The 20,895-nt window shown below is 63.0% G+C and carries 20 protein-coding genes; 10 read left to right on the top strand and 10 right to left on the bottom strand.

All coding sequences use genetic code 11. The annotated features are described in order from the left end of the window. Positions 1-6 precede the first annotated feature (6 nt). Both AC6H4Z_RS07930 and AC6H4Z_RS07935 read left to right on the top strand, forming a co-directional pair. A complete protein-coding gene (locus AC6H4Z_RS07930; RefSeq protein ID WP_497546212.1) occupies positions 7-1,410 on the top strand; it encodes an MATE family efflux transporter in 1,404 nt (467 codons plus the stop codon). A gap of 1 nt (position 1,411) precedes the next feature. Next, the gene (locus tag AC6H4Z_RS07935) at positions 1,412-2,158 is read left to right on the top strand and encodes an SAM hydrolase/SAM-dependent halogenase family protein (protein ID WP_497546213.1); all 747 of its coding nucleotides are present in this window, start codon (positions 1,412-1,414) and stop codon (positions 2,156-2,158) included. Between the two features lie 101 nt (positions 2,159-2,259). On the opposite strand, the gene AC6H4Z_RS07940 is transcribed toward AC6H4Z_RS07935, so the two are convergent. The 3 genes from AC6H4Z_RS07940 to AC6H4Z_RS07950 form a co-directional block, all read right to left on the bottom strand. After that, positions 2,260-3,408: a bactofilin family protein gene (locus tag AC6H4Z_RS07940; RefSeq protein ID WP_497546214.1), complete on the bottom strand. Its 1,149-nt coding sequence runs from the start codon at positions 3,406-3,408 to the stop codon at positions 2,260-2,262. Positions 3,409-3,410: 2 nt separating this feature from the next. Then, positions 3,411-4,001 carry a hypothetical protein gene (locus tag AC6H4Z_RS07945; protein WP_497546215.1) on the bottom strand — a complete coding sequence of 197 codons (591 nt, stop codon included), beginning with the start codon at positions 3,999-4,001 and terminating at the stop codon, positions 3,411-3,413. Positions 4,002-4,140: 139 nt separating this feature from the next. Then, positions 4,141-4,758 carry an RNA polymerase sigma factor gene (locus tag AC6H4Z_RS07950; protein ID WP_497546216.1) on the bottom strand — a complete coding sequence of 206 codons (618 nt, stop codon included), beginning with the start codon at positions 4,756-4,758 and terminating at the stop codon, positions 4,141-4,143. Between the two features lie 131 nt (positions 4,759-4,889). Here AC6H4Z_RS07950 and AC6H4Z_RS07955 point away from each other — a divergent pair, with 131 nt between their 5' ends. Genes AC6H4Z_RS07955 through AC6H4Z_RS07975 form a run of 5 tightly spaced genes read left to right on the top strand, consistent with a single transcriptional unit; the run spans position 4,890 to position 9,188 of the window. Further along, the gene (locus AC6H4Z_RS07955; protein ID WP_497546217.1) at positions 4,890-5,633 is read left to right on the top strand and encodes a ubiquinone/menaquinone biosynthesis methyltransferase; all 744 of its coding nucleotides are present in this window, start codon (positions 4,890-4,892) and stop codon (positions 5,631-5,633) included. A 21-nt stretch (positions 5,634-5,654) separates the two neighbouring features. Next, positions 5,655-7,142: a menaquinone biosynthesis decarboxylase gene (locus tag AC6H4Z_RS07960; RefSeq protein ID WP_497546218.1), complete on the top strand. Its 1,488-nt coding sequence runs from the start codon at positions 5,655-5,657 to the stop codon at positions 7,140-7,142. Continuing rightward, positions 7,139-8,098: a UbiA-like polyprenyltransferase gene (locus AC6H4Z_RS07965; protein WP_497546219.1), complete on the top strand. Its 960-nt coding sequence runs from the start codon at positions 7,139-7,141 to the stop codon at positions 8,096-8,098. The genes AC6H4Z_RS07960 and AC6H4Z_RS07965 overlap by 4 nt, the downstream gene beginning before the upstream one ends. Continuing rightward, entirely contained in the window at positions 8,095-8,706 is a 612-nt protein-coding gene (locus AC6H4Z_RS07970) for a UbiX family flavin prenyltransferase (protein WP_497546220.1), read from the top strand. The genes AC6H4Z_RS07965 and AC6H4Z_RS07970 overlap by 4 nt, the downstream gene beginning before the upstream one ends. Then, entirely contained in the window at positions 8,703-9,188 is a 486-nt protein-coding gene (locus AC6H4Z_RS07975; protein ID WP_497546221.1) for a metallophosphoesterase family protein, read from the top strand. Before AC6H4Z_RS07970 ends, AC6H4Z_RS07975 begins: the two co-directional genes overlap by 4 nt. An 18-nt stretch (positions 9,189-9,206) precedes the next feature. On the opposite strand, the gene AC6H4Z_RS07980 is transcribed toward AC6H4Z_RS07975, so the two are convergent. From AC6H4Z_RS07980 to AC6H4Z_RS08005, 6 genes are all read right to left on the bottom strand, one after another. Continuing rightward, positions 9,207-9,425: a hypothetical protein gene (locus tag AC6H4Z_RS07980; RefSeq protein ID WP_497546222.1), complete on the bottom strand. Its 219-nt coding sequence runs from the start codon at positions 9,423-9,425 to the stop codon at positions 9,207-9,209. 74 nt (positions 9,426-9,499) lie between these two features. Next, positions 9,500-10,639, bottom strand: coding sequence for a UvrB/UvrC motif-containing protein (locus AC6H4Z_RS07985; RefSeq protein ID WP_497546223.1), 1,140 nt, complete (start codon positions 10,637-10,639; stop codon positions 9,500-9,502). Beyond that, positions 10,618-11,445 carry a bifunctional DNA-formamidopyrimidine glycosylase/DNA-(apurinic or apyrimidinic site) lyase gene (mutM, locus tag AC6H4Z_RS07990; RefSeq protein WP_497546224.1) on the bottom strand — a complete coding sequence of 276 codons (828 nt, stop codon included), beginning with the start codon at positions 11,443-11,445 and terminating at the stop codon, positions 10,618-10,620. Before mutM ends, AC6H4Z_RS07985 begins: the two co-directional genes overlap by 22 nt. Then, positions 11,429-12,724: a phosphoribosylamine--glycine ligase gene (gene purD / locus AC6H4Z_RS07995; protein ID WP_497546225.1), complete on the bottom strand. Its 1,296-nt coding sequence runs from the start codon at positions 12,722-12,724 to the stop codon at positions 11,429-11,431. Before purD ends, mutM begins: the two co-directional genes overlap by 17 nt. Then, positions 12,721-13,692: a M48 family metallopeptidase gene (locus AC6H4Z_RS08000; RefSeq protein WP_497546226.1), complete on the bottom strand. Its 972-nt coding sequence runs from the start codon at positions 13,690-13,692 to the stop codon at positions 12,721-12,723. The genes purD and AC6H4Z_RS08000 overlap by 4 nt, the downstream gene beginning before the upstream one ends. Before the next feature lie 59 nt (positions 13,693-13,751). Continuing rightward, positions 13,752-14,987 carry a trans-sulfuration enzyme family protein gene (locus AC6H4Z_RS08005; protein ID WP_497546227.1) on the bottom strand — a complete coding sequence of 412 codons (1,236 nt, stop codon included), beginning with the start codon at positions 14,985-14,987 and terminating at the stop codon, positions 13,752-13,754. Between the two features lie 72 nt (positions 14,988-15,059). Here AC6H4Z_RS08005 and AC6H4Z_RS08010 point away from each other — a divergent pair, with 72 nt between their 5' ends. Further along, positions 15,060-16,127 (top strand): HD-GYP domain-containing protein, encoded by a 1,068-nt coding sequence (locus AC6H4Z_RS08010; RefSeq protein WP_497546228.1) that lies wholly within the window; start codon positions 15,060-15,062, stop codon positions 16,125-16,127. Here the strand turns inward: AC6H4Z_RS08010 and AC6H4Z_RS08015 are convergent. Beyond that, positions 16,124-17,581, bottom strand: a complete 1,458-nt coding sequence (locus tag AC6H4Z_RS08015) for a class I adenylate-forming enzyme family protein (RefSeq protein ID WP_497546229.1) — start codon at positions 17,579-17,581, stop codon at positions 16,124-16,126. The two genes, AC6H4Z_RS08010 and AC6H4Z_RS08015, sit on opposite strands and share 4 nt — an antisense overlap. A 45-nt stretch (positions 17,582-17,626) precedes the next feature. On the opposite strand from AC6H4Z_RS08015, the gene glmM reads away from it, so the two are divergent. Next, a complete protein-coding gene (gene glmM / locus AC6H4Z_RS08020) occupies positions 17,627-18,997 on the top strand; it encodes a phosphoglucosamine mutase (RefSeq protein WP_497546230.1) in 1,371 nt (456 codons plus the stop codon). A gap of 24 nt (positions 18,998-19,021) precedes the next feature. Continuing rightward, positions 19,022-20,848 carry a glutamine--fructose-6-phosphate transaminase (isomerizing) gene (glmS, locus tag AC6H4Z_RS08025; RefSeq protein ID WP_497546231.1) on the top strand — a complete coding sequence of 609 codons (1,827 nt, stop codon included), beginning with the start codon at positions 19,022-19,024 and terminating at the stop codon, positions 20,846-20,848. Positions 20,849-20,895 lie beyond the last annotated feature (47 nt).

Genomic DNA, 20,895 nt, shown 5'->3' on the forward strand with positions numbered 1-20,895 from the left:
CCAAACGTGCTCGATCCGACGAGAGCACCCTCGCTTCCGGTCGAGACGCACGAAGGAATAGCGCCCGTCGCCGTCACAGGTGATTGGCAGGCAACACACCTCGTTTCCGATTCGCTGCGCCGCACGGTGCTGCGCATCGCATTGCCGGCGGTGGCGTCGTCGCTCCTGATGACGCTGTTCTCATCGGTCGATGCGTTCTGGGTCGGTACGAAGATAGGCGCCGTCGCGCTCGCGGCCGTATCGACCTCGCTCTTCTGGATCTGGATGATCATCTCGCTCGCCGAGATGATTGGCGTTGGCCTCACAGCGGTGGCGGCGCGCCGCCATGGCGAACGCCGAGGCAGCGAAGCGGCGCGTATCGCCGGCGACACGCTCGTGTTTGGCGTGCTGCTCGGCGTCGTAGTTGGCGCGCTCGGACTCCGATATCTGCCCTTGCTCTTCGTGATCATGGGCACGTCGCCCGAAGTGAGCTCGCTCGGGACGACGTACCTGGGGACGTTCCTGCTCGGGACGCCGCTTGTGTATGGCTTCTTCGCGATCGACGCCGCATTTCGCGCGGCGGGCGACACGCGTACGCCATTCGTGCTGCTACTCGCCTCCGTCGCGATCACGCTGGTATTGGATCCGGCACTCATTCTGGGAGTCGGACCATTTCCGCAACTCGGCATCGCTGGCGCTGCGATTGCGACGATCGTGACGCGTGGCGCCGCGTTCGTCATGGGCGCTGTCATTGCGTGGCGACGTGGATTGCTGCGTTTTGGCCGCGTACGCTTCGAGGCGCTGCAGAGTGTGTGTCGCGTTGGCCTGCCGACGGCAGTCACGGGCATCACGTTCAGTCTGATTTACGTTTTCCTCACGCGCACCACGACGCGCTTCGGAACGCCGGCGCTCGCGGCGCTTGGCATTGGCCATCGCGTCGAGAGTTGGCTGTTCATGATTGGTGTCGGATTTGGTGCGGCTACGGCGGCAATCGTCGGGCAGAATCTTGGCGCCGGGCGCACGGACCGTGCGGCGAACGCCGGCTGGATCGCTACAGGATTCTGTACGATGCTTGGCGTCGTTGCTTGTGTGCTCGAGCTGACCTTCGCGCGTGAGTTTGCCGGACTATTTACGAGCGATCAAGCGGTAATCGCCGAATCGGCGAAGTACCTGCGCATCGCCGCGATCTCGCAGCTCGCGGTGTGTTCGGAGATCGTGCTCGAGGGCGCGCTGGGCGGGGCAGGCGAAACGGTCCCGCCCATGATCACGTCGACGGCTCTCACCGCCTCGCGCATTCCGCTTGCCGGCTGGGCGGCGAATCATTGGGGAAGCACGGGCATCTGGTGGGTCATCTCGATCACGGCCGGTGCGCGCGGGATTGCGATGGCGCTGCTCTGGCGCTGGGGGCGTTGGAAGCGCAGATCAGTGTAGTATGCGAAAGCTCATCACTCTCCTCACCGATTTCGGCACCGCCGATGGGTACGTCGGCCAGATGAAGGGCGTGCTGCTGTCGCTCGCGCCGGACGCCGACATCATCGACATCACGCACGACATTTCGCCACAGGATGTCGACGCCGCACGACTCGCCCTCGCCCACGTTTGGCGTCGCTTTCCTCACGGCACCGTCCATCTCGTTGTGGTCGATCCCGGCGTCGGCTCGTTGCGCGACGGTCTGGCGGTGGCCAGCGATGGACGGTTCCTCGTCGGCCCAGATAACGGCGTCCTGTCGCCAGCGTTGCTCGTCGCGGGCGCGCGCGTCGTGAGTCTGCCGCTGTCGCCGACCGCTGCGCCAACATTTCATGGCCGCGATGTCTTCGCTCTGGCCGCAGCGGCGCTTGCACGCGGCGAAGCGCTCGAAGGGCTGGGCGTCGAAGGCCGACAACCGATCATTCGTCGCACTCCTGAGGCGACGCGTCGCGCGGATGGCGGTGTTGATGGCGAAGTGATCGCAGTTGATCGATTCGGAAATGCGATCACGAATCTCATTGCGCCGCGTGGCGGCACCGTGGAGATCGCGTCGCGCCAACTTCCGATTCAGCGCACATATTCCGAAGTCGCAGTGGGCGCCGCCGTCGCAGTGATCGGATCAACCGGCTTCGTGGAGATCGCTGTGCGGAACGGGAACGCGGCAGCAACGCTGTCGCTGCAGCGCGGTGCTCGCGTCACCCTGCGCGCGTAGGTGTCGCGGGCGAATCCACGATTACTAAACGACCCAGCCGGATGAAACGAAAAAGCCGGATCCGGCCGATTTTCGGCGGATCCGGCTTTTCGTTCACCGACCTAGTTGGCGGCGCTGACCTTGACCTTTCGTGTTGCCGCGGCCACACCCGTCACTGGAGTGGGCGTCTGCCAGGAGTATTCGTCCGTGGCGGAGGACTTCGAACCTGAGAGCAGCGCGCGCTGCGTTCCGGCTCGCGATGCGAGTGCGGCGCCCAGGCCGAGCGTCGCCGCAACCCACGTGACGGCGATGGCGACCGCGCGAGCGACCGCGCCTACAACTGGATTCCACGCGAACAGCGCTGCGATCATCCAGATGCCAAGGTAGGCGACCAATCCGATGACGAGCGCGCGTAGGTGCACGCCGCGCGGCGAGGTCGTGCCGCGATCGGACGCCAATGCACCACCCGTGAGACGAGCCACTGCCAGGAAGCCCAGCGTCATCAATCCGGCCGCGGCAATCACGAACGCCACGATCGCAAATGGAATGAGCAGAACACCAAGTACGGTGATCGCCAAGCCGAGGACGAGAACGAGCAGGGCGGGGAGGAGCGCGACCTGTCCGGCGAGTCCGAGCCAGAACGAACGCGCAAAACCTCTCTCGAGTGCGGTGACTACTCCGTCGAGATTTGGCTCGGCGAAGACCATGACGCCAATGCCGATGATGACCAAGAGCGCGAACCACGCGCAGACGAGCTTTGCGGACTGCAGCGTCGAAAGCGGTTGTCGCGGATGGAGCTGCGAGAGATTTGGAATTGCTGGGGGCGTGATGGCCACTGATCGCTTCTGGCCGTCGATCGTTCCGCCCTGGACAATCACGCTGCCGGAGACAGCCCAAGCGTCGCCGGTAACGCGCGCGCCCTTATGAACGCGTACGTCGCCATCGAGCGCGAAGACGCTTCCGTTGACCGTGCCGTAAATGTCGAGATTTCCGCGAGCGACGGCGATTGGGCCGTCGACCACTGTGTTCACGGCAATCGAGCGGTCGCCCATTGTGAACACGTCGGCGTCGGGCAGGTAGGTCTCGCCAGCAGCGCGCTGGCGTGTGACCTCGTGCTCGATGGCCGCCTTGGTGGTATCAGGGGCCGGAGCTTGGGCCTGTGGCTTGGCGGCCTGACGGGTCGGCTGAGAAGCCGACTGTGCAGGCCGCGCCTGGGCTGGCGCTCGGAAACTCCCGAGGGCCAGGGCGACGAATGCGAGCAGCGCGCGCATTGTTACGCCCGTCGTCGACTGGAAACGGCGGCGAGGGCGCGGAGTCCGGCGACCGAGCCTGCGGCGGCGGTCGCCAAGCCAATCAGCGCCACCGTGATGCCGATCGTACCCGTTCGTTGGATGATCGCAAACATCTGATCACCAAAGACGGTCGATAGCACGCCGCGGCCGACGCTGAGCACCAGGCCCTGTACTCGGTCCCCAGCTGCTCCAGAAGCCAGCGCCACGACGTCTGCCTGCGTCCCGATCCAAAGGATCGCGAGCGTAAGCAGCGAGGCCATGGACGTGGCAAGCGCGGCTGCCGCAACGCGGGCTGGCCGCGACTGAGGTAGCCACTGGCGCACGGTTTCCCGAGCGCTGGCGTGCCACGGCACAAAGACCGGAACCTGCGACATCACCCGGTCCGAGAAGGCGTGGGAAGGAGCGAAATGGGGGAGATCTTCCAGCGCATCCACGACGAACTGTGCCTCATCGAGCTTGGCTCGGCAGTCCGCGCAATCGCGAATATGGGCCTTCAGGGGAGCAACCCCGAAGCCCACCTCGTCATCGAGGAGGAGATCGATCTCGTCTGGAAGTAGGTGCCTGTGATTCATTGAGTCTCCGGGAATGCTTACGGAGGGGTTGAATGGTTGGTTTCAGCCGCTGTTTCAGGTCTCAGGTCTCAGGTCTCAGGTCACTGGTCACGGGTCTCGGGGGACTGTGACCTGTGACCTGTGACCTGTGACCTGTGACCTATGACGTGTCGCCGCGTAAATGCTCCAGCGCCTCGCGAAGCTCGTGTCTGGCGCGATGGATGTAGGTCTTCACCGTACCGAGCGGCAGATCGAGCGTCGCGGCGATCTCTTCGTACGATCGCCCCTCGACGTGCCGCAGCATGATGCACGATCGGTACTCGGGACGAAGCCCGGTGATGGCGCGCTCGATCGCGGTTCCCAACTCGCGTGCTTCGAGCTCGTCGAGCGCCGTTTCCTGCTGATCGACGACGTCGAACGACGTCGCCTCGATGGCATCGGCGCTCTGAGCGTGCGGCGATCCGTCGATACTGATCGTGTCCAACTGTCGTCGGCGCAGGTGATCGATCGCGACGTTGTTGGCGATTTTGAACAACCAGCTCGAGAGCTTGAACTCGGGCCGGTATCGATCGATGTGGTTCAGGACTTTGATGAACGTGTCCTGCGCCAAATCTTCCGCCAGTTCGCGGTCGCGAACCATGCGGAAGATCAGCGAGAACACCGGCCGTTCGTACCGCCGGATCAGCTCGCGGAATGCCGAATCGCGCCCTTGCTGGGCCAGCGCGACGACATCGGCATCCGGAAGATTGAGAAGATCGAGTGCTGGCAGCGGAGGCATCGGCTGGATGGACCGCGACGCATCGTGATGCGCCCGGCCGGGTCACCACCAAAGTACGTGGCCAGTGTTCGGCAAACCAGCCGCTTCGCCTTGATTCACCCTCGACGCGCCGGCAACTTACGACGATGCCCGTGAGCGAGTTGGAATCGGCAGAAGCCCAGGCCGCGGCGGCCGGCGGTGATGAAAAGCGTGCGTATGTGCAGCGGATCTTTTCCCAGATCGCGCCGCGTTACGATCTCCTCAACCATCTCCTCAGCTTCAATATCGACAAGGCGTGGCGCCGGCGAGCAATCGCGGCGCTCGACTGGGAGCGCGCGCCCACCGGAACCTTCGTAGACCTGTGCGCTGGCACGCTCGACGTGTCGGCGCAGCTGTCGCGAGCCAAGGGCTTTGCCGGAAGAGTCATTGGCGCCGACTTCGCCGAACCCATGCTTCGCGCTGGCGTCGGCAAGAGCCCAAGCTCTGTGGTGACGCCCGTCGTCGCCGACGCGCTCGACCTCCCCATCGCCGCCAATAGCGCCTCGGGTGCGATCGTGGCGTTCGGGATTCGCAACGTCGCAGACCTCGATCGCGGTCTGCGCGAAGTACACCGCGTTCTCGCACCCGGCGCTCGGTTCGTAATCCTCGAGTTCACGACTCCGCGCTCGGCGATCGTTCGCGCGATGTACCACATGTACTTCCATCACGTCTTGCCGCGTATCGGCGCGCTCGTCAGCGGACATCGCACCGCCTACGCATACCTGCCGCGCTCCGTCGCCAACTTCCCGATCGAGGAAGACTTGGCTGCACGTATGCGCGGCGCCGGCTTCACCGACGTTCAGTGGCATACGCTCACCCTTGGAGTCGCGGCCATCCACCGCGGTACCAAGGGTTGAGCTGACCTCTTTCCCTACAACGTGAGTATCAACACTCTCACCGACTTCGTTGCGCAGCTCGAGCAGGCTGGAGAGCTCGTGCGCATTTCACATCCTGTATCGATGAATCTCGAGCTGTGCGAGATCGCCGATCGGGTCATGAAACAGCCCGGCGGTGGCAAAGCGCTGCTCTTCGAGCATCCAGTGCTCATGAACGGCACGCGATCGGCATTCCCCGTTGCGATCAATCTCTTTGGCTCCATGAAGCGCATGGCGATGTCGCTCGGCGTCGACTCGCTCGACGAAGTCGGCGCCCGCATCACGGAGCTGGTCGAGATGAAAGTGCCCGAGGGACTCATCGGAAAGCTCTCGATGCTTCCTCGCCTCCTCGAAGTGGGAAAATTTCCGCCGCGCATGCGTCGCGGCGACGCGCCGTCGCAAGAGGTTGTGTGGCAGGGCGATCAGGTCGATCTCGACAAGCTGCCGCTCATCAAATGCTGGCCCGACGACGGTGGCACGTACATCACGTTCCCAATGGTGATCACGCGCGACCCCAAGCGCGGCATTCGCAACGTCGGCATGTATCGCATCATGCAGACGGGCAAAAAGACGCTCGCCATGCACTGGCAACGCCACAAAGTCGGTGCGGCCCATTGGCGCGAAATGGCGGAACGCGGCGAGAAAATGCCGGTCTGCATCGCCCTCGGTGCCGATCCTCCGTCCATGTATTCGGCGAGCGCACCACTCCCGCCGACGGTCGACGAGTTTCTCTTCGCGGGCTTCCTGCGCAAGGAACCCGTATCGCTCACCAAGGCTGTGACCTGCGATCTCGAGGTGCCCGCCGAGGCGGACTTCGTGATCGAAGGGTACATCGATCCGTCGGAGGAACTCGTCACCGAAGGACCGTTTGGGGATCATACGGGGTTCTATTCGCTAGCGGACCTGTATCCGCAGGTCCACGTTACCGCGATCACCATGCGGCGCGCGCCAATTCTCCCGACCACGATCGTCGGGCGCCCGCCGATGGAAGACTTCTATCTAGGACACGCCACCGAACGAATCTTTCTTCCGCTGTTGAAGTTGACGATCCCGGAGATCGTGGACTATCACATGCCCGCGGAAGGAATTTTTCATAACCTGGTCTTCGTCTCGATCAAGAAGGAATATCCGGGACAAGCGTACAAGGTGATGAACGCAATGTGGGGGCAGGGGCTGATGTCGCTGGCCAAGGTGTTGGTCGTGGTCGATCACTGGGTCGACGTGCGCAATCCACAGGAAGCATGGTGGGTCGCGCTGAACAACATCGACCCGGAGCGCGACGCACGCTTCACCATGGGTCCGGTCGACGTGCTCGATCATTCCAGCCGAGCGTTCACGTACGGATCGAAGATGGGGCTCGACGCCACGCGCAAATTTCCCGAGGAGGGATTCACGCGTGAGTGGCCAGACGTGATCGAGATGGACGACGCGACCAAACGAAAGGTCGATGCGATGTGGAAGTCACTCGGCATTCCGGGAGCGACTCGATGAACGCGCACGCACCGCTCGAAGGCCAGACGTTCGCGCACCGTGGCTCACGCTGGCTCGTCTACGCCAACTTCGTCAAGCTGCCGCACACTCTGTTCGCCATGCCGTTCGCCCTTGTCGGCGTCGTGCTGGCGTCGTATCACGCGCCCGTGTCGTCGTCGCGGATTGGATGGGTCGTGCTCGCGTTCACTTGCGCGCGCTTTGCGGCGATGGGCTTCAATCGTATCGTCGATCGCGAGATCGACGCACGCAATCCACGAACGAAGCAGCGTGAAATCCCGAGTGGCGCGATGCGCGTTACCGAAGCTGTTACGGCAGTGACGATCGCGTCGACGCTGTTCGTCTTCGCCGCGTGGCGACTCAACCCGCTCTGCGCGATGCTGTCACCAATCGCGCTGGCGTGGGTGTTCTTCTACAGCTACACCAAGCGCTTCACGCGCTGGTGTCATCTCGTGCTCGGCGTCGGTATGTCCATCGCTCCCGTCGGCGGTTATCTCGCGGTCACCGGCCAATGGAGTCATCCGTGGTGGATGCTGATCGCGCTGGCACTTGCAGTTGCGACGTGGGGCGGCGGATTCGACATCTTGTATGCGCTGCAAGACGTAGCGTTCGACAAGAGTCAGTCGCTGTACTCGTTGCCGGTGGCGCTTGGTGAACGTCGTGCGCTGCTACTCTCGCGCGTGTTTCACGTCTGCACCGTGACGTGTTTGGCCGCGGTTGGTGCGGCTACGTTCGGTGGCACAGGCGCCGGCGCATACTACGCTCTCGGTGTCGTCGTGGCTGCTGGCCTGCTCGTCTATGAGCATTCACTGGTGAAGGCCGACGACTTCTCGCGCCTCGACGCGGCGTTCTTCACGATGAATGGCGTCATCAGCATCGCCTTCTTTGTTTGCGTGCTCACCGAGCGACTGATCCATCCGACGTCGATGCTGTACGCGCTGCACCGCATCGGCGGATGACTGCACGTCCGATCGTCGTCGCGATCACCGGGGCGTCGGGCGCTCCATACGCAGTGCGATTGCTCGAGTCGATCGTTGCGGCTGAAAGACCCGTACAACTGATCGTCTCGAGTCACGGGTTCCGTTTGCTCGATACGGAGCTCGACATCGCGTCTGTCGAAGCGCTACGCGCGCGGGTTGGTGCGGTGGCGTGGGATCGGTGGGTCACCTGCTTCGACGACGGGGATCGCGGCGCAGCGCCCGCATCGGGTTCGGCGCTCAATGGCGGCATGGTGATTTGTCCCTGTTCCATGGGAACGCTGTCCGCGATCGCTGCTGGGTCATCGCGTTCGCTCGTCGAGCGCGCCGCCGATGTCGCGCTGAAAGAACGGCGCCGCCTCATCCTCGTGCCGCGCGAGTCGCCACTCAGCGCAATTCACCTCGAGAACATGCTGCGCGTCACGCGCGCGGGCGCGGTGGTGATGCCCGCGGCGCCTGGCTTTTATCATCGACCGCGCGGAATCAGCGATCTGGTCGACTTCGTGGTGGCGCGCGTCCTCGACCACCTCGATGTACCGCACGCACTCGTGCCGCGGTGGGGAGGGGGCGGGGGGGAAGACTTGGAATGAGCGAGACACGCACGCACGTCATTGGCCTGATCTCGGATACGCACGGACTCGTGCGACCCGACGTGCATACGGTTCTGTCCGGCGTCGAGCTCGTGCTCCACGCAGGCGACGTTGGTGGCGACGACATCCTCGATGAGTTGGAACTCATCGCTCCAGTGCGCGCGGTCTATGGCAACACCGACATCCCTGGAAATCCACGACTCGCAAACGCAGTCGACATGGTGATTGGCGGGGTGCGCATTCACGTGAGCCACGGCCACGAAGTGGGAAGTCCCACGCCGGCCAAACTGCTCGCGAAGTATGACGCGGATGTCATCATTTACGGGCACACGCACAAGCAACTCATCGCGAATGCCGACGGTCGCTGGGTCGTCAACCCGGGAGCGGCTGGCGCGCGACGCTTCGATTTGATGCCGAGCGTCGCGAAGATGATCATTCGCGACGGTCAGGTCGCAATCGAGATCATCGAACTGGCAGCGTAAGCGAGAAGATCTCGCTTCTCAGACGACCTTGAAGTGTGACATAGGATACAGGAAGTCGTCACCGGAATCGTCGATGATCCGGTAGAACGACCCGCGGCCTTCAATGCCAAGAGTCTGATAGATCTTGCCGAGCGTGAGATCGTGGCAGCCGCCAGGTTCTTCGCATCCGGGGTAGACGAGCCACGGACGCGTGCTGATGCACTGAACTAGCGTTGTTGGTTGCCAGGAAACGGTCATCCGTGCTCCACAGTCGGGTCGGGCGCATCGCGCGCCGGGCACCGGACATTGCACGAGACGCGCCACGCGTCGCTTCAGGACGCTGCGGCGAGCACTCCGACACCTGTTCCCTTCGCGGCGCTCGTTCGGTCGAGCTCCGATGGAAACCGACGGAACCACGACGAGAGCAACAGCAACTCGTCGATTTCGTGCGTCGGAATTTCTCCAGTAATTCGCTCTGTCGGCGTGAATACGTCGTCGATCATGCCAAGCAGTGCGACCGCTTCCTCGGGCGTCTTGGGCGTTGGAGCCTGCGCTCGCACGCGACCTCGCCGAATGAGATACACGCGGTCATCGCCCTCGTACCCGGGCACGTTGTAGACGAACGACAGCGTCTCCACCGCGAAACGCAGACGCCCGAATTGTCCGCGAAGCGCTTCGAGGCGTTTGAGCTTGTCGCGCAACGTCGCTGCGCGTTCGTATTCCAACCGCTCGCTGGCCGCTTCCATTTCGCCGCGAAGGTGCTCCATCGGCCCGTCGTCCGCGCCGTCGAGAAATTTCCGCGCGAGACCCAGTCGGTCGTCGTACTGCTGCACCGTACACCCGCCCACGCACGGGCCGAGGCACTTCTTGACCTCGAAGCGAATGCAGCCAGGCGTTCGCGGAAAGATCGAGAAGAGTTCCGGCTGATCCGCAAAGTTCATTCGCTGATCGAGCGAACAGTCGCGAAGCCCGAGCACATCGTTCAATTCGCGCACTGCTTCGCCCACGCCAAGCGCGCCGACAAACGGCCCATAGTAGACCGACGCGTCGTCGTGACCAGGGCCGCGCACGACGACGAACTTCGGTGCCGCGCCGCGCGTGAGCTTGATGAAGCAGTAATTCCGGCCGTCGCGCTTCATCGCCACGTTGAAACGCGGACGATACGCCTTGATGAGTCGAAGCTCTTCGAGCAGCGCCGCGAACTCGCTTGGCATGTACTCCCACTCGATCCGCTCGGCGTCGCGGAGAATCCGTGCGCCCTTGTCCTCCGGATACTCGCAGCGGAAATAGCTCATGAGTCGCGAGCGCACGCTCTTCGACTTTCCGACGTACACCACCTCACCGTCCGCCGCGATCATGCGATAGACGCCAGGTTGATCGGCCGCGGTGGACCGAACGTGCGATCGCATGACCTCGATCTGCTCGTCCGACGTCGGCGGGCGCGTGAGCGCTACTTTTGACAGCGCGCGCATAACACGGTGGTTCGTCCGTCGACGGCGTGTGTACCGATGAGCCGAGCGCCGCAACGCGGACACGCTTCGCCCTCGCGGCCATAGACGGCGAGGTACTCGACGAAGCCGCCTTTGCCGCCGCTTGCATCGCGATAATCGCGAAAGCTCGTGCCGCGATGCCCGATCGATTCCGTGAGCACAGCAACGATCGAGTCTCTCAGCAGATCTGCCTCCACTGTCGTCACGCGGTCTGCCGTGCGCGACGGATCGATTCCGGCGCGCCAGAGCGCTTCATTCGCGTAGATGTTGCCGACGCCGGCGAGGGCGCGCTGATCCATCAGCACCTTCTTGATCGCTTGGCGGGAACCTCGAAGAAGTTCCGATAAATGCGCGCCGGTAAACGCGGGGTCAAGTGGCTCGACGCCAAGGTCCGAGGTGTACTCGGCGAATCGCTCTCCGTTCATGAGCGCAACGGTGCCGAGCCGGCGAATATCGCGGTAATGAAGGACTCGGTCGTCGTCGAGCGACCACTGGATCGTCGAGTACTTTCGTTCGTCGTCCGGGAGCTGGCCCGCGTCGATCAACAGCGCACCGGTGAAGCGCGGTTGTACCACGATTCGATCGCCTGTCGACAGCTCGAGCACGACGAGCTTGGCCCGACGCCAGACACGGTCGATCGTTGCGTTTGTCGTACGTGTTGCGAGTGCGCGAGCGCTGACCTCGCGCAACACGTCCGGCTTGACGACGCGAACGCTGGTGATGCGGCGGCCTGCGATCGCGCGGTCGAGATCACGCGCGATCGTCTCGGTCTCAGGTAGCTCCGGCACGCCTGGTCAGTTCGCGCCAGCCGATGTCGCGGCGGAATTGCTTGCCGTCGAACGACACTTCACCCGCAAAACGCTGACTCGCTGCTTGAGCGTCATCGATCGATTCACCGAGGCCGGTGATTCCAAGGACACGCCCGCCTGCAGTGACGAGCGACCCGTCGTTCGCCCGCTTAGTGCCAGCGTGAAACACGAGCACGTCGGACGGCGCTCCCGGAATACTGATTCGATCGCCTGAACGCGGGTCGTCAGGGTAGCCAGCGGCAGCGAGCACAGTCGTGACTGCCGACCGCGCGGTGCTGAGTGCGACACCGGCCGGCAGGCGATCGCCACGTGCCACGTTGAACATCAGCTCCGAAATCGACGCGTCTGCTGAGAGTGCGGGGAGTACTGCCTGCGTCTCAGGATCACCAAAGCGACAGTTGAACTCGACGACTTTGGGTCCGTCATTCGTGAGCATGAGTCCGACGTACAGCAGACCGGTGAATGGCGTACCTCGCGCATTCATCGCGTCGAGCGTGGGACGCGCGATGCGTTCGAGTGTGTCGTCGATCACATGCGGCATTCGCTCGACCAACGACACCGGTGCGTACGCGCCCATCCCGCCGGTGTTCGGCCCTGCGTCGCCTTCGAGCAATCGCTTATGATCCTGCGCCGCCGGTAGGGCGATCACACGTTCGCCGTCGGTGAGCACGAAGACGGAGAGCTCTTCGCCCTCCATGAACTCTTCGACGAGCACGGTTTCTCCCGCCGCACCGAACACGCTCTTCTCGAGCATGCCCGTCGCAGCTTCGTTCGCCTCGTCGATGGTGTGGCAGATGATGACGCCCTTGCCGGCGGCGAGACCAGATGCTTTGACCACCACCGGCGCCCCGAGTTCGGCGATGGCGCGCTTTGCTTCGACGAGCGTGCGGCAGGTGAATGCTCGTGCCGTGGGTACGCCGGCTTCGATCATGAGCATTTTCGAAAACGCCTTCGACGTCTCGAGCATCGCCCCAGCGCGCGACGGTCCAAAGATCGCAAGTCCGTCGGCCTTGAATGCGTCGGCAATGCCAGCAGCGAGCGGCGCTTCAGGACCGACGAGGGTCCAGTCGACCGACTCCTGGCGCGCGAGTGTCTTGAGCTGATCTACGTTCGTCGCGCTAACCGGAACGCAGCGCGCGAGTTCGGCGATTCCCGGATTTCCCGGCGCCGCGAGGATCTCGACGTTCTGATAGTCCTGCCGCAGGCGCCAGGCGAGCGCGTGCTCACGCCCGCCTCCACCCACAAGCAACACCTTCATCGATTGCGCCACGCCGAGTTGACCGCGTCCTTGGCTTTGGTAAAGCCGTCCTTGAAGGAATCCACAGTTTCGCGAGTCTTCTGGCCGTAGTATCCAGCGGCGTCGGCGTAGTCGTCGGACAACGGATGACCGCCGTCGTTCTGGCCACGACGGATATAGTCGCCGGCGAGAATCTTGTTGTAGCCGCCAGAGCGCTCCCATCGCAGCAACTCAGCCGCGCGAACGGTGTGCATTGGGTGCGTGCGCATGACGGTATTGAGAATCTTGAGCACCGTGTCCCACGCGTCGCCGCCGGTCTCATACTGCTCCGCCTGACGAATGAACTCTTCGACGCGCAGTTGATCGCCGTAGGCCTTTCCGCCGGCAAGCTTCATCTCGGTGCTCATCACGATGTTCAGGTCCTGCGCCACGAGCAGGCCCGCACGATCGGACGAGAACTCACTCTTTCGCTGCCACTCGAGCAACGCGAGTTGGAACGGCAAGATTGCCGCGGCCGCGAGGAAGGGCAGGTTGCTCAAGCCAAAGTACAGCAGGATGTACGCGATCGTGCTGTACGTCGTGTGCCCGCTCATGATGTGACCGAGCTCGTGTCCGAGGACGGTACGAAGCTCTTCTTCGTCGAGAATTTCGAGCAGTCCGGAATGGATGATGACGAACGGCTTGTCGAAACCCACCGCCATCGCGTTGGCGATTGGCGTCTGCGTGACGTAGAGCTCCGGTCGTTCAGGCCAGTCGAGCGTCTCGAGCACCTCCGTCCACATCACGTTCAGTCGCGGACGCTGCGTGGCGCTGACCTTCACCGCATCGCCGAGGAAGAGCTGGCGAATGCCGCGCTCACCGAAAAACCCGGCAACCTTGCGCACGATTTCATCAAACCCTGGAATCGCACGCAGGGTGTTCAGGGCCGCGCGATCTGCGGGATGTTCCCAAGAACGCGACGAGATCTGGGTCAAAGGCACTCGAGACATTTGGCGGGATGCGAGAAGTGGAAGGAGATAGCCGCAAAAGACGAATTGCGCCGAATACCCTACGGCGTGGCGCTCCCGATTGTGTCTCGCTTTGTCCCGCTTCCCGCCATCTGCTTGCCCGTTCCAGGCATGCCTTCGAACGCCTGCTCGAGATCCGCGAGTAGGTCTCCCACGTCCTCTACACCGCAGGACAAGCGAACCAGCCCATCGCTGAGGCCGATTGCCGCGCGGCGCTCGGGAGGAACCGACGCGTGGGTCATTCCGGCGGGCTGGCTAATGAGCGACTCGACCCCGCCCAGCGATTCGGCGAGTGCGAACACCCGAACGCGTCCGAGCACGTGAGCCGCGCGTTCCCGCGTACCGAGCTCGACGCTGATCATGCCGCCGAAGCCCGTCATCTGGCGGCGCACGAGGTCGTACTGCGGGTGCGTGGGCAGCCCGATGTAGAACACGTTCTCGTGACCGACCTGTTCGACGAGCCAGTTAGCGATGTCGCGTCCATTCAAGTCGTGCTGGCGCATGCGCAGGTGCAGCGTCTTGGTCCCGCGCAGCGCGAGCCATGCGTCGAACGGACCCGCGACGGCTCCAGCCGCATTATGAATGAACTTCAACTGCTCGGCGATGCCGTCATCGATCACGATCGCGCAACCGCCGATCATGTCGCTATGGCCGTTTAGGTACTTGGTCGTCGAGTGGTACACGATGTCGGCGCCCAGTTCCAACGGCCGTTGGAAGTACGGCGACGCGAAGGTGTTGTCGACGATCAGCCGAGCGCCGCCGCGATGGGCGATATCGGCGGCAGCGGCAATGTCCGTGACCCGCATGAGCGGATTCGTCGGTGTTTCGACGAGCACTGCGCGAGTCGCCGGCGTCATTGCGTCAGCGATTCGCTGGGGATCGCGCGTATCTACATAGCTGAACGTCAGCCCGAAGTTCTGCAGAAGCTTGTCGAACAGACGGAACGTTCCGCCGTACACGTTCTCGCCGCAGACGATGTGGTCGCCGGAGCGGAACAGCTTCATGATCGAGTCGAGACATCCCATCCCGCTCGAGAAGGCGAACCCATGTCGTCCATTTTCCAGCGCGGCCACATTCCGCTCGAACGCTTCGCGCGTGGGGTTCTTTCCCCGAGCGTACTCGTAGCCTTTGTTCTGGCCGAGGCCCTCCTGGACGTACGTGGACGTCAGGTAGACGGGCGTCATGATCGCTCCCGCCAGCGGCTCGGGGCGCTGTCCGGCATGAATGGCTCGCGTGCCAAACCCCGACGTCAGGTCCTCATCAAAAACGCGCGTCATGTCGATACTCTGGTTTCCGGAGGTGCGTGGAAGATAACCGCGCACCCCGGGCAGCCGTAACCGAATGGGGCGATGACTGATTCAGAGCTTTTGCCGTACTGTCTGATCGTCGACGACGAGCCGCGCTTGCGTCAGGTGATGGTGCACCTGATGCGTAGCGACGGCTTTCAGTGCATCGAAGCAGGGAATGGACTCGAAGCGCTCGATCAGCTCGAGCGATATCCGGTCACGCTCGTGTTGAGCGACCTGCGCATGCCCAAGATGGACGGGCTCGAACTGCTTCGAGAAATCCGCTCGCGTTTCCCCGACGTCGCGGTCGTCATGATCACGGCCGTGGCCGACGTCGAAATTGCGGTGAACTGTCTTGCAATCGGCGCGGCGGACTACGTCATCAAGCCCTATCAGCTCGAGGACGTTCGGGCTCGCGTGGCACAGGCGATGGAAAAGCGCCGGCTCATCCTCGAGAATCGAGCCTATCGCGAAAGGCTGGAGGAGCGGGTCGCGCAGCAGGCGCGACGTCTCGAGGAGCTATTCCTGGCCAGCGTGCAGTCGCTCGCCGAAGCGCTGGAGCTCAAGGATCCGTACACGCGCGGTCACTCTGTGCGCGTGAGCCTGTATTCCAAAGCCGTTGCCACCACGATGGGCCTGTGTGGCGAAGAGCTTCGCCAGATCGAACTCGGCGGCCACGTGCACGACATCGGCAAGATCGGTGTGCGCGAGTCGGTGCTCAACAAGGCCGAGCGACTGACGCCGGAAGAGTATCAGCATATCATGACGCACCCCGTGCTCGGCTGGCGCATTCTTGCGCCGCTCCTCGGGGAAACGCCGAGCGCGCTGAACATTGTTCGCTCGCATCACGAGCGGTTCGATGGTTGTGGCGTGCCCGACGGACTCAAGGGCACCGAGATTCCACTCGAAGCGAGAATCGTGTGCGTCGCTGACGCGCTCGACGCAATGACGAGCGATCGGCCGTATCGACCGAGCGAGATGTCACTCGACATGGCGATCGACGAGCTCCGCCGATGCGTGGGAACTCAGTTCGATCCCGACGTCGTCGAAGCTCTCGTCGATGCCTCCGAACGCGGCGAGCTGCAACTCATTCCCAAGGCGGAATCTCAGCTCGTCATGGCGCGAGTTTAGAGAACGCGAATCACGGCTGGCTGTTTGTACGCACTGAGCTGCGTCGTGCACCAGGTTTTGACGTGTGCCTCGGTCACGCGGCCCGTTACCTCGAGTTCGATGTCGTCTTCGCGATCGACGCCCACGAGCGCACGCACTCTCGCGGTTTCAACCCCGGGCATCTCGCGAACGACGCGCTCGATCTCGCGCGGGTAGATGTTGAATCCATTCCGCGTGAACATCGGCTTGATGACGCCCGCAAAGGTGATCTGACCGCCAACCTCCCGCACTCCCAGGTCGCCGCTGTGCAACCAGCCGTCGCGGACCGGTAGTCCAAGTTCTCCTCCGGACACATACCCGCGAAACACGTTGTCGCCGCGTACGCAGATCTCCAACGCGCCAGATTGGTTCGCGGCGTCGGGTTCACTTGTGCGAGGATTCCCTGCTTCGTCATAGGCGATTGGTGCGCGCAACTCTACTTCCACGCCAGGAAACGGAGTGCCCAGCGTTCCGCGCGCGTTGGGCGCGTCGATGCGATTGAAGAGGCACACCGGCCCGGCTTCGGTGAGTCCGTAGCCCTGACGCAGCTCTACGCCGGTGGCGTCGAACCAACGCGTTTGGAGCGATTCGGACAGCGGTGCGCCGCCGCAGATGCAGACCCGCAGTGAATCGAGCTTGGCGCCTCCCCGTTTCGAGATCGCCGCGAGAAGCGCGCGGAACACGACCGGAACGCCGACCACCATCGTGATCGCGTTCCGCTCCATGATGTCGACCGCCTTTGCGGGGTTGAATCGCCGCATCGTGAACACCGATCCACCGGCGAGGAGCGGAGCGCATCCGGTCACGGTCAGGCCGAACAGATGGGCGTACGGGAGCAGAGCGAGGGTGCGGTCATTCGACGACAGCGCCGCTGCCTCGATGGTCGATCGTGCATTCGCCAACAGATTCCGGTGCGACAGGACCGCTCCCAACGGGACGCCGGCCATCGCCGACGTGTAGACGATGACTGCCTCGTCGGTACTTCCGCGTACATCCGAGTCACCCTCGATCGTCATTCCTACGTGCGATCCGAGGTCAATTTCGCGATTCGTTCCGTCTATCAGTACGCGTGCGGTTCGTGGTGCGTCGTCGAGCAGCACGCGTGGCGTGGTTATGGGCAGGGCCGCGGCGAGCGTGGTGTTGGTGAACACTGCGCCGACGTTCGCGTCGCGAAGCTGATGAATGATTTCGCGCGGCGACGTGAGCGGATTGATGAGCACCGCGCCGCGGCCTTCCGCTGCAGCGAGTGCAATGAAGAACGCTGGGCTGGTTGGCAGCAGTAGCGCGGCGCGCTTGCCACTGAGTGCGCGCACGAGTGGAGCGGAACGCTGAAGGAGTGTGAGACCGGCGGCGACGAGCTGCTGCGCCTCGAAGTCATCGACGCGTCCGCGCTGCGCGGAGAGTGAGAGTGGGAGCAGGGAGAAGGGGTCGAGCACGTGATAACGGTCAGGTTAGTTTTCGGTCAACTCGAGGGAGATTGAATGTCGCACGACGGCTTGATGGTTGGAGTTTCCGGCATCCGAGGACGGGTGGGCGAGGCGCTGACCCCCGAGGTTGTGGCGCAGTACGCCGCCGCGTTCGGCGCGTGGGCGTCCAGCAAGGGCGGCTCGAAAAAAGTTGTCGTCGGGCGCGACAGTCGCGTCTCCGGCCCGCTCTTTCATCGCGTGGTTGTTTCCGCACTGCAGTCCGTTGGCTGCAGCGTGATCGACATAGGTCTGACGACGACACCAACTTGCCAGCTCGCGGTCGAAGACCATCACGCGGCGGGCGGGCTCATGATCTCGGCGAGCCACAATCCGATCGAGTGGAATGCGCTGAAGTTCATTGGACCGACCGGACTGTTCCTCGAGAATTCCGAGGGCGTCGAGATGCGAAGTCTCGTCGAGCGAGGCATTCCTCGCGCCCAATGGAACGAACTCGGCAAAATCGAAACCGACGACCGTGCGGTTCAGCGACACATTGATCGTGTCCTTGCGATACCGTACGTCGACGTCGATGCCATTCGCAGCCGGCGCTTTCATGTCGCGCTGGACTGCGTACGTGGCGCTGGCGCTGTGATCATGCCCGCGCTCCTCGATCGGCTAGGTTGCCGAGTCACGGCCATCAACATGCAGCCCGACGGACATTTTCCTCGGCCGCCCGAGCCGGTCGCCGAAAATCTTGGCGAACTGGAACGTCTCGTGCTTGAGTCGAGCGCGGCGATTGGGTTTGCGGTCGACCCCGACGTCGATCGGTTGGCGTTGGTGTCGGATGCAGGTAAGGCGATCGGTGAGGACTTCACGCTGGCGCTGGCCGCAAAGCTTGTTCTTCGCCATCGGAAAGGGCCGTTGGTGACGAATCTTTCGACCAGCCGGATCGTCGAGGATGTGGCACGGGCCGCTGGGATGGAGGTCATCCGGGCGCCGGTGGGCGAGGTGAACGTCGCGGTTCGAATGCGCGATGAACGGGCACCCATCGGAGGCGAGGGCAACGGCGGAGTCATCCTGCCAGAGGTTCACCTCGGGCGCGACGCGCCGATTGGCGCGGCGCTACTGCTCCAGCTGCTTCATGAGGAGGATCGGCCGCTGTCCCACATCGTGGCCGACCTTCCGCGGTACGTAATCGTGAAGGATAAGCTCAACCGGCCGAGCGCTAGTCTCGATACTGTGTATGAGGCACTGCGTGCGGCGTTCCCAGCCGCCGCGGCCGATTCGCAGGACGGCTTGCGTCTGTCGTGGCCGGATAGGTGGGTGCATGTGCGACCGTCCGGCACGGAACCGATCGTGCGGGTGATCGCAGAGGCACCAACCGATCGGGAGGCTTTGGAGCTGGTTCGGCTGTCCCGCGAGCCGCTCGACGCGCTGGACGCGTAACACTCATCGAAGGAACGTCAACATATGTGCGGAATCGTCGGATACGTTGGAAGTCGGGGTGCCACCGGAATGCTCATCGAGGGGCTCAAGCGCCTCGAGTATCGTGGCTACGACTCGGCTGGTATCGCGATGAGCAACGGTCACGGGCTCGAGACGCGGCGCGCAAAGGGTAAGATCTCCATGCTCGAGGGCGTCGTGAGCAACAGACCGATCAGCGGGACGATCGGCATTGCACATACGCGCTGGGCGACGCACGGACCGCCGAACGAGATCAACGCGCATCCGCACACGGACTGTACCGGCACGATCGCCGTCGTTCACAACGGCATCATCGAGAACTACAGCGCCCTGCGAAAGATGCTCAAAATGCAGGGGCACACCTTCAAGTCGGACACGGACACCGAGGTGCTCGCGCACCTGATCGAGGCCGCGTTCGACGGTAAGCTCGAAGACGCCGTCATCGATGCGTTGCATCTGGTCGAAGGCACCTACGGCATCGCTGTGATCTCGAGCCGCGATCCGGACAAGATCGTCTGCGCGCGCAAAGGCAGCCCGCTGCTGATCGGTCTTGGCGAAGGCGAGTTCTACGTCGCCAGCGACGTTGCCGCCATTCTGCAGCACACGCGACAGGTCGTGTACCTGGACGATGGTGAGATGGGCGTGCTCACCAAGGCCGGATACGAAGTGCTCGACCTCAATCAGCGTCGCGTCAAGAAGGGTGTGAGCCGTATCGATTGGTCGCTCGATGAGATCGAGAAAGGCGGCTACGACCACTTCATGCTCAAGGAAATCTTCGAGCAGCCGGCCACGATTCAGGAAACGATGCGCGGTCGCCTCGTCGTCGAAGAAGGATTCTCTAAACTCGGCGGATTGAACCTGAGTCGTGAAGAGCTGTTGTCGTTCGATCAGGTCGTGATCACGGCGTGCGGTACGAGCTGGCACTCAGGGCTGATCGGCGAGATGTACATCGAAGAGCTTGCGCGTATTCGGACGGAGACGGAATACGCGTCGGAGTTCCGATATCGCAATCCGATCGTGACCGACAAGACGCTGTGCGTCGTCGTGTCGCAGTCGGGTGAGACCGCGGATACGCTCGCGGCGATGCGTGAAGCGAAGCGTCGTGGCGCAAAGACGCTCGGTCTCGTGAACGTCGTCGGCTCGACGATCGCGCGCGAAGACAACGGCGGCATCTATCTGCACGCCGGGCCGGAAATCGGCGTCGCGTCAACGAAAGCGTTTACGAGCCAGGTCATCGCGCTCGCGCTGTTGACGCTGAAGCTCGCGCGAATTCGAAACATGTCGGTCGTGAAGGGTCGTGAGACCGCCGAGGCGATGCTCGCGCTGCCCGAGCAGGTGCAAACGATTCTCGATAGTGCCAGCAAGATCGAAGCAATCGCTGAGCGCTTCAAAGACGCGACGAATTTCCTGTACCTGGGTCGTGGCTACAACTTCCCGGTCGCGCTCGAAGGCGCATTGAAGCTGAAGGAAATCAGCTACATCCACGCCGAAGGTTATCCGGCGGCGGAGATGAAGCACGGTCCGATCGCGCTGATCGACGAGGAGATGCCTGTCGTATTCGTTGCGCCGCATGACGCGGTGTTCGACAAGGTCGTGTCGAACGTGCAGGAAGTGAAAGCGCGCGGCGGAAAGGTCATCTGCATCACGAGCCAGGATGAACCGGTGCTCGAGGGACTCATCGACTTCGAGATTCGCGTTCCGCAAACGATCGACATGCTGTATCCCATTCTCACCGTGGTGCCGTTGCAGCTGCTGGCGTACTACATCGCGGTGAAGCGCGGGTTGAACGTCGATCAGCCGCGCAACCTGGCCAAGTCGGTGACGGTGGAGTGAGGCGGTATGGTGCTGGGGCTGGGCGCTAGGCACTGGGTGCTAGAGGT

The organism is Leucogemmata humicola, assembly GCF_055379415.1.

Bases quoted from the DNA above. Each gene is read 5' to 3' on its own strand.
- AC6H4Z_RS07935 (WP_497546213.1), top strand. From the start codon at position 1,412: ATGCGAAAGCTCATCACTCTCCTCACCGATTTCGGCACCGCCGATGGG.
- AC6H4Z_RS07940 (WP_497546214.1), bottom strand. From the start codon at position 3,408: ATGCGCGCGCTGCTCGCATTCGTCGCCCTGGCCCTCGGGAGTTTCCGA.
- AC6H4Z_RS07945 (WP_497546215.1), bottom strand. From the start codon at position 4,001: ATGAATCACAGGCACCTACTTCCAGACGAGATCGATCTCCTCCTCGAT.
- AC6H4Z_RS07950 (WP_497546216.1), bottom strand. From the start codon at position 4,758: ATGCCTCCGCTGCCAGCACTCGATCTTCTCAATCTTCCGGATGCCGAT.
- AC6H4Z_RS07965 (WP_497546219.1), top strand. From the start codon at position 7,139: ATGAACGCGCACGCACCGCTCGAAGGCCAGACGTTCGCGCACCGTGGC.
- AC6H4Z_RS07970 (WP_497546220.1), top strand. From the start codon at position 8,095: ATGACTGCACGTCCGATCGTCGTCGCGATCACCGGGGCGTCGGGCGCT.
- AC6H4Z_RS07975 (WP_497546221.1), top strand. From the start codon at position 8,703: ATGAGCGAGACACGCACGCACGTCATTGGCCTGATCTCGGATACGCAC.
- AC6H4Z_RS07980 (WP_497546222.1), bottom strand. From the start codon at position 9,425: ATGACCGTTTCCTGGCAACCAACAACGCTAGTTCAGTGCATCAGCACG.
- AC6H4Z_RS07985 (WP_497546223.1), bottom strand. From the start codon at position 10,639: ATGCGCGCGCTGTCAAAAGTAGCGCTCACGCGCCCGCCGACGTCGGAC.
- purD (WP_497546225.1), bottom strand. From the start codon at position 12,724: ATGAAGGTGTTGCTTGTGGGTGGAGGCGGGCGTGAGCACGCGCTCGCC.
- AC6H4Z_RS08000 (WP_497546226.1), bottom strand. From the start codon at position 13,692: ATGTCTCGAGTGCCTTTGACCCAGATCTCGTCGCGTTCTTGGGAACAT.
- AC6H4Z_RS08005 (WP_497546227.1), bottom strand. From the start codon at position 14,987: ATGACGCGCGTTTTTGATGAGGACCTGACGTCGGGGTTTGGCACGCGA.
- AC6H4Z_RS08010 (WP_497546228.1), top strand. From the start codon at position 15,060: ATGACTGATTCAGAGCTTTTGCCGTACTGTCTGATCGTCGACGACGAG.
- glmM (WP_497546230.1), top strand. From the start codon at position 17,627: ATGTCGCACGACGGCTTGATGGTTGGAGTTTCCGGCATCCGAGGACGG.
- glmS (WP_497546231.1), top strand. From the start codon at position 19,022: ATGTGCGGAATCGTCGGATACGTTGGAAGTCGGGGTGCCACCGGAATG.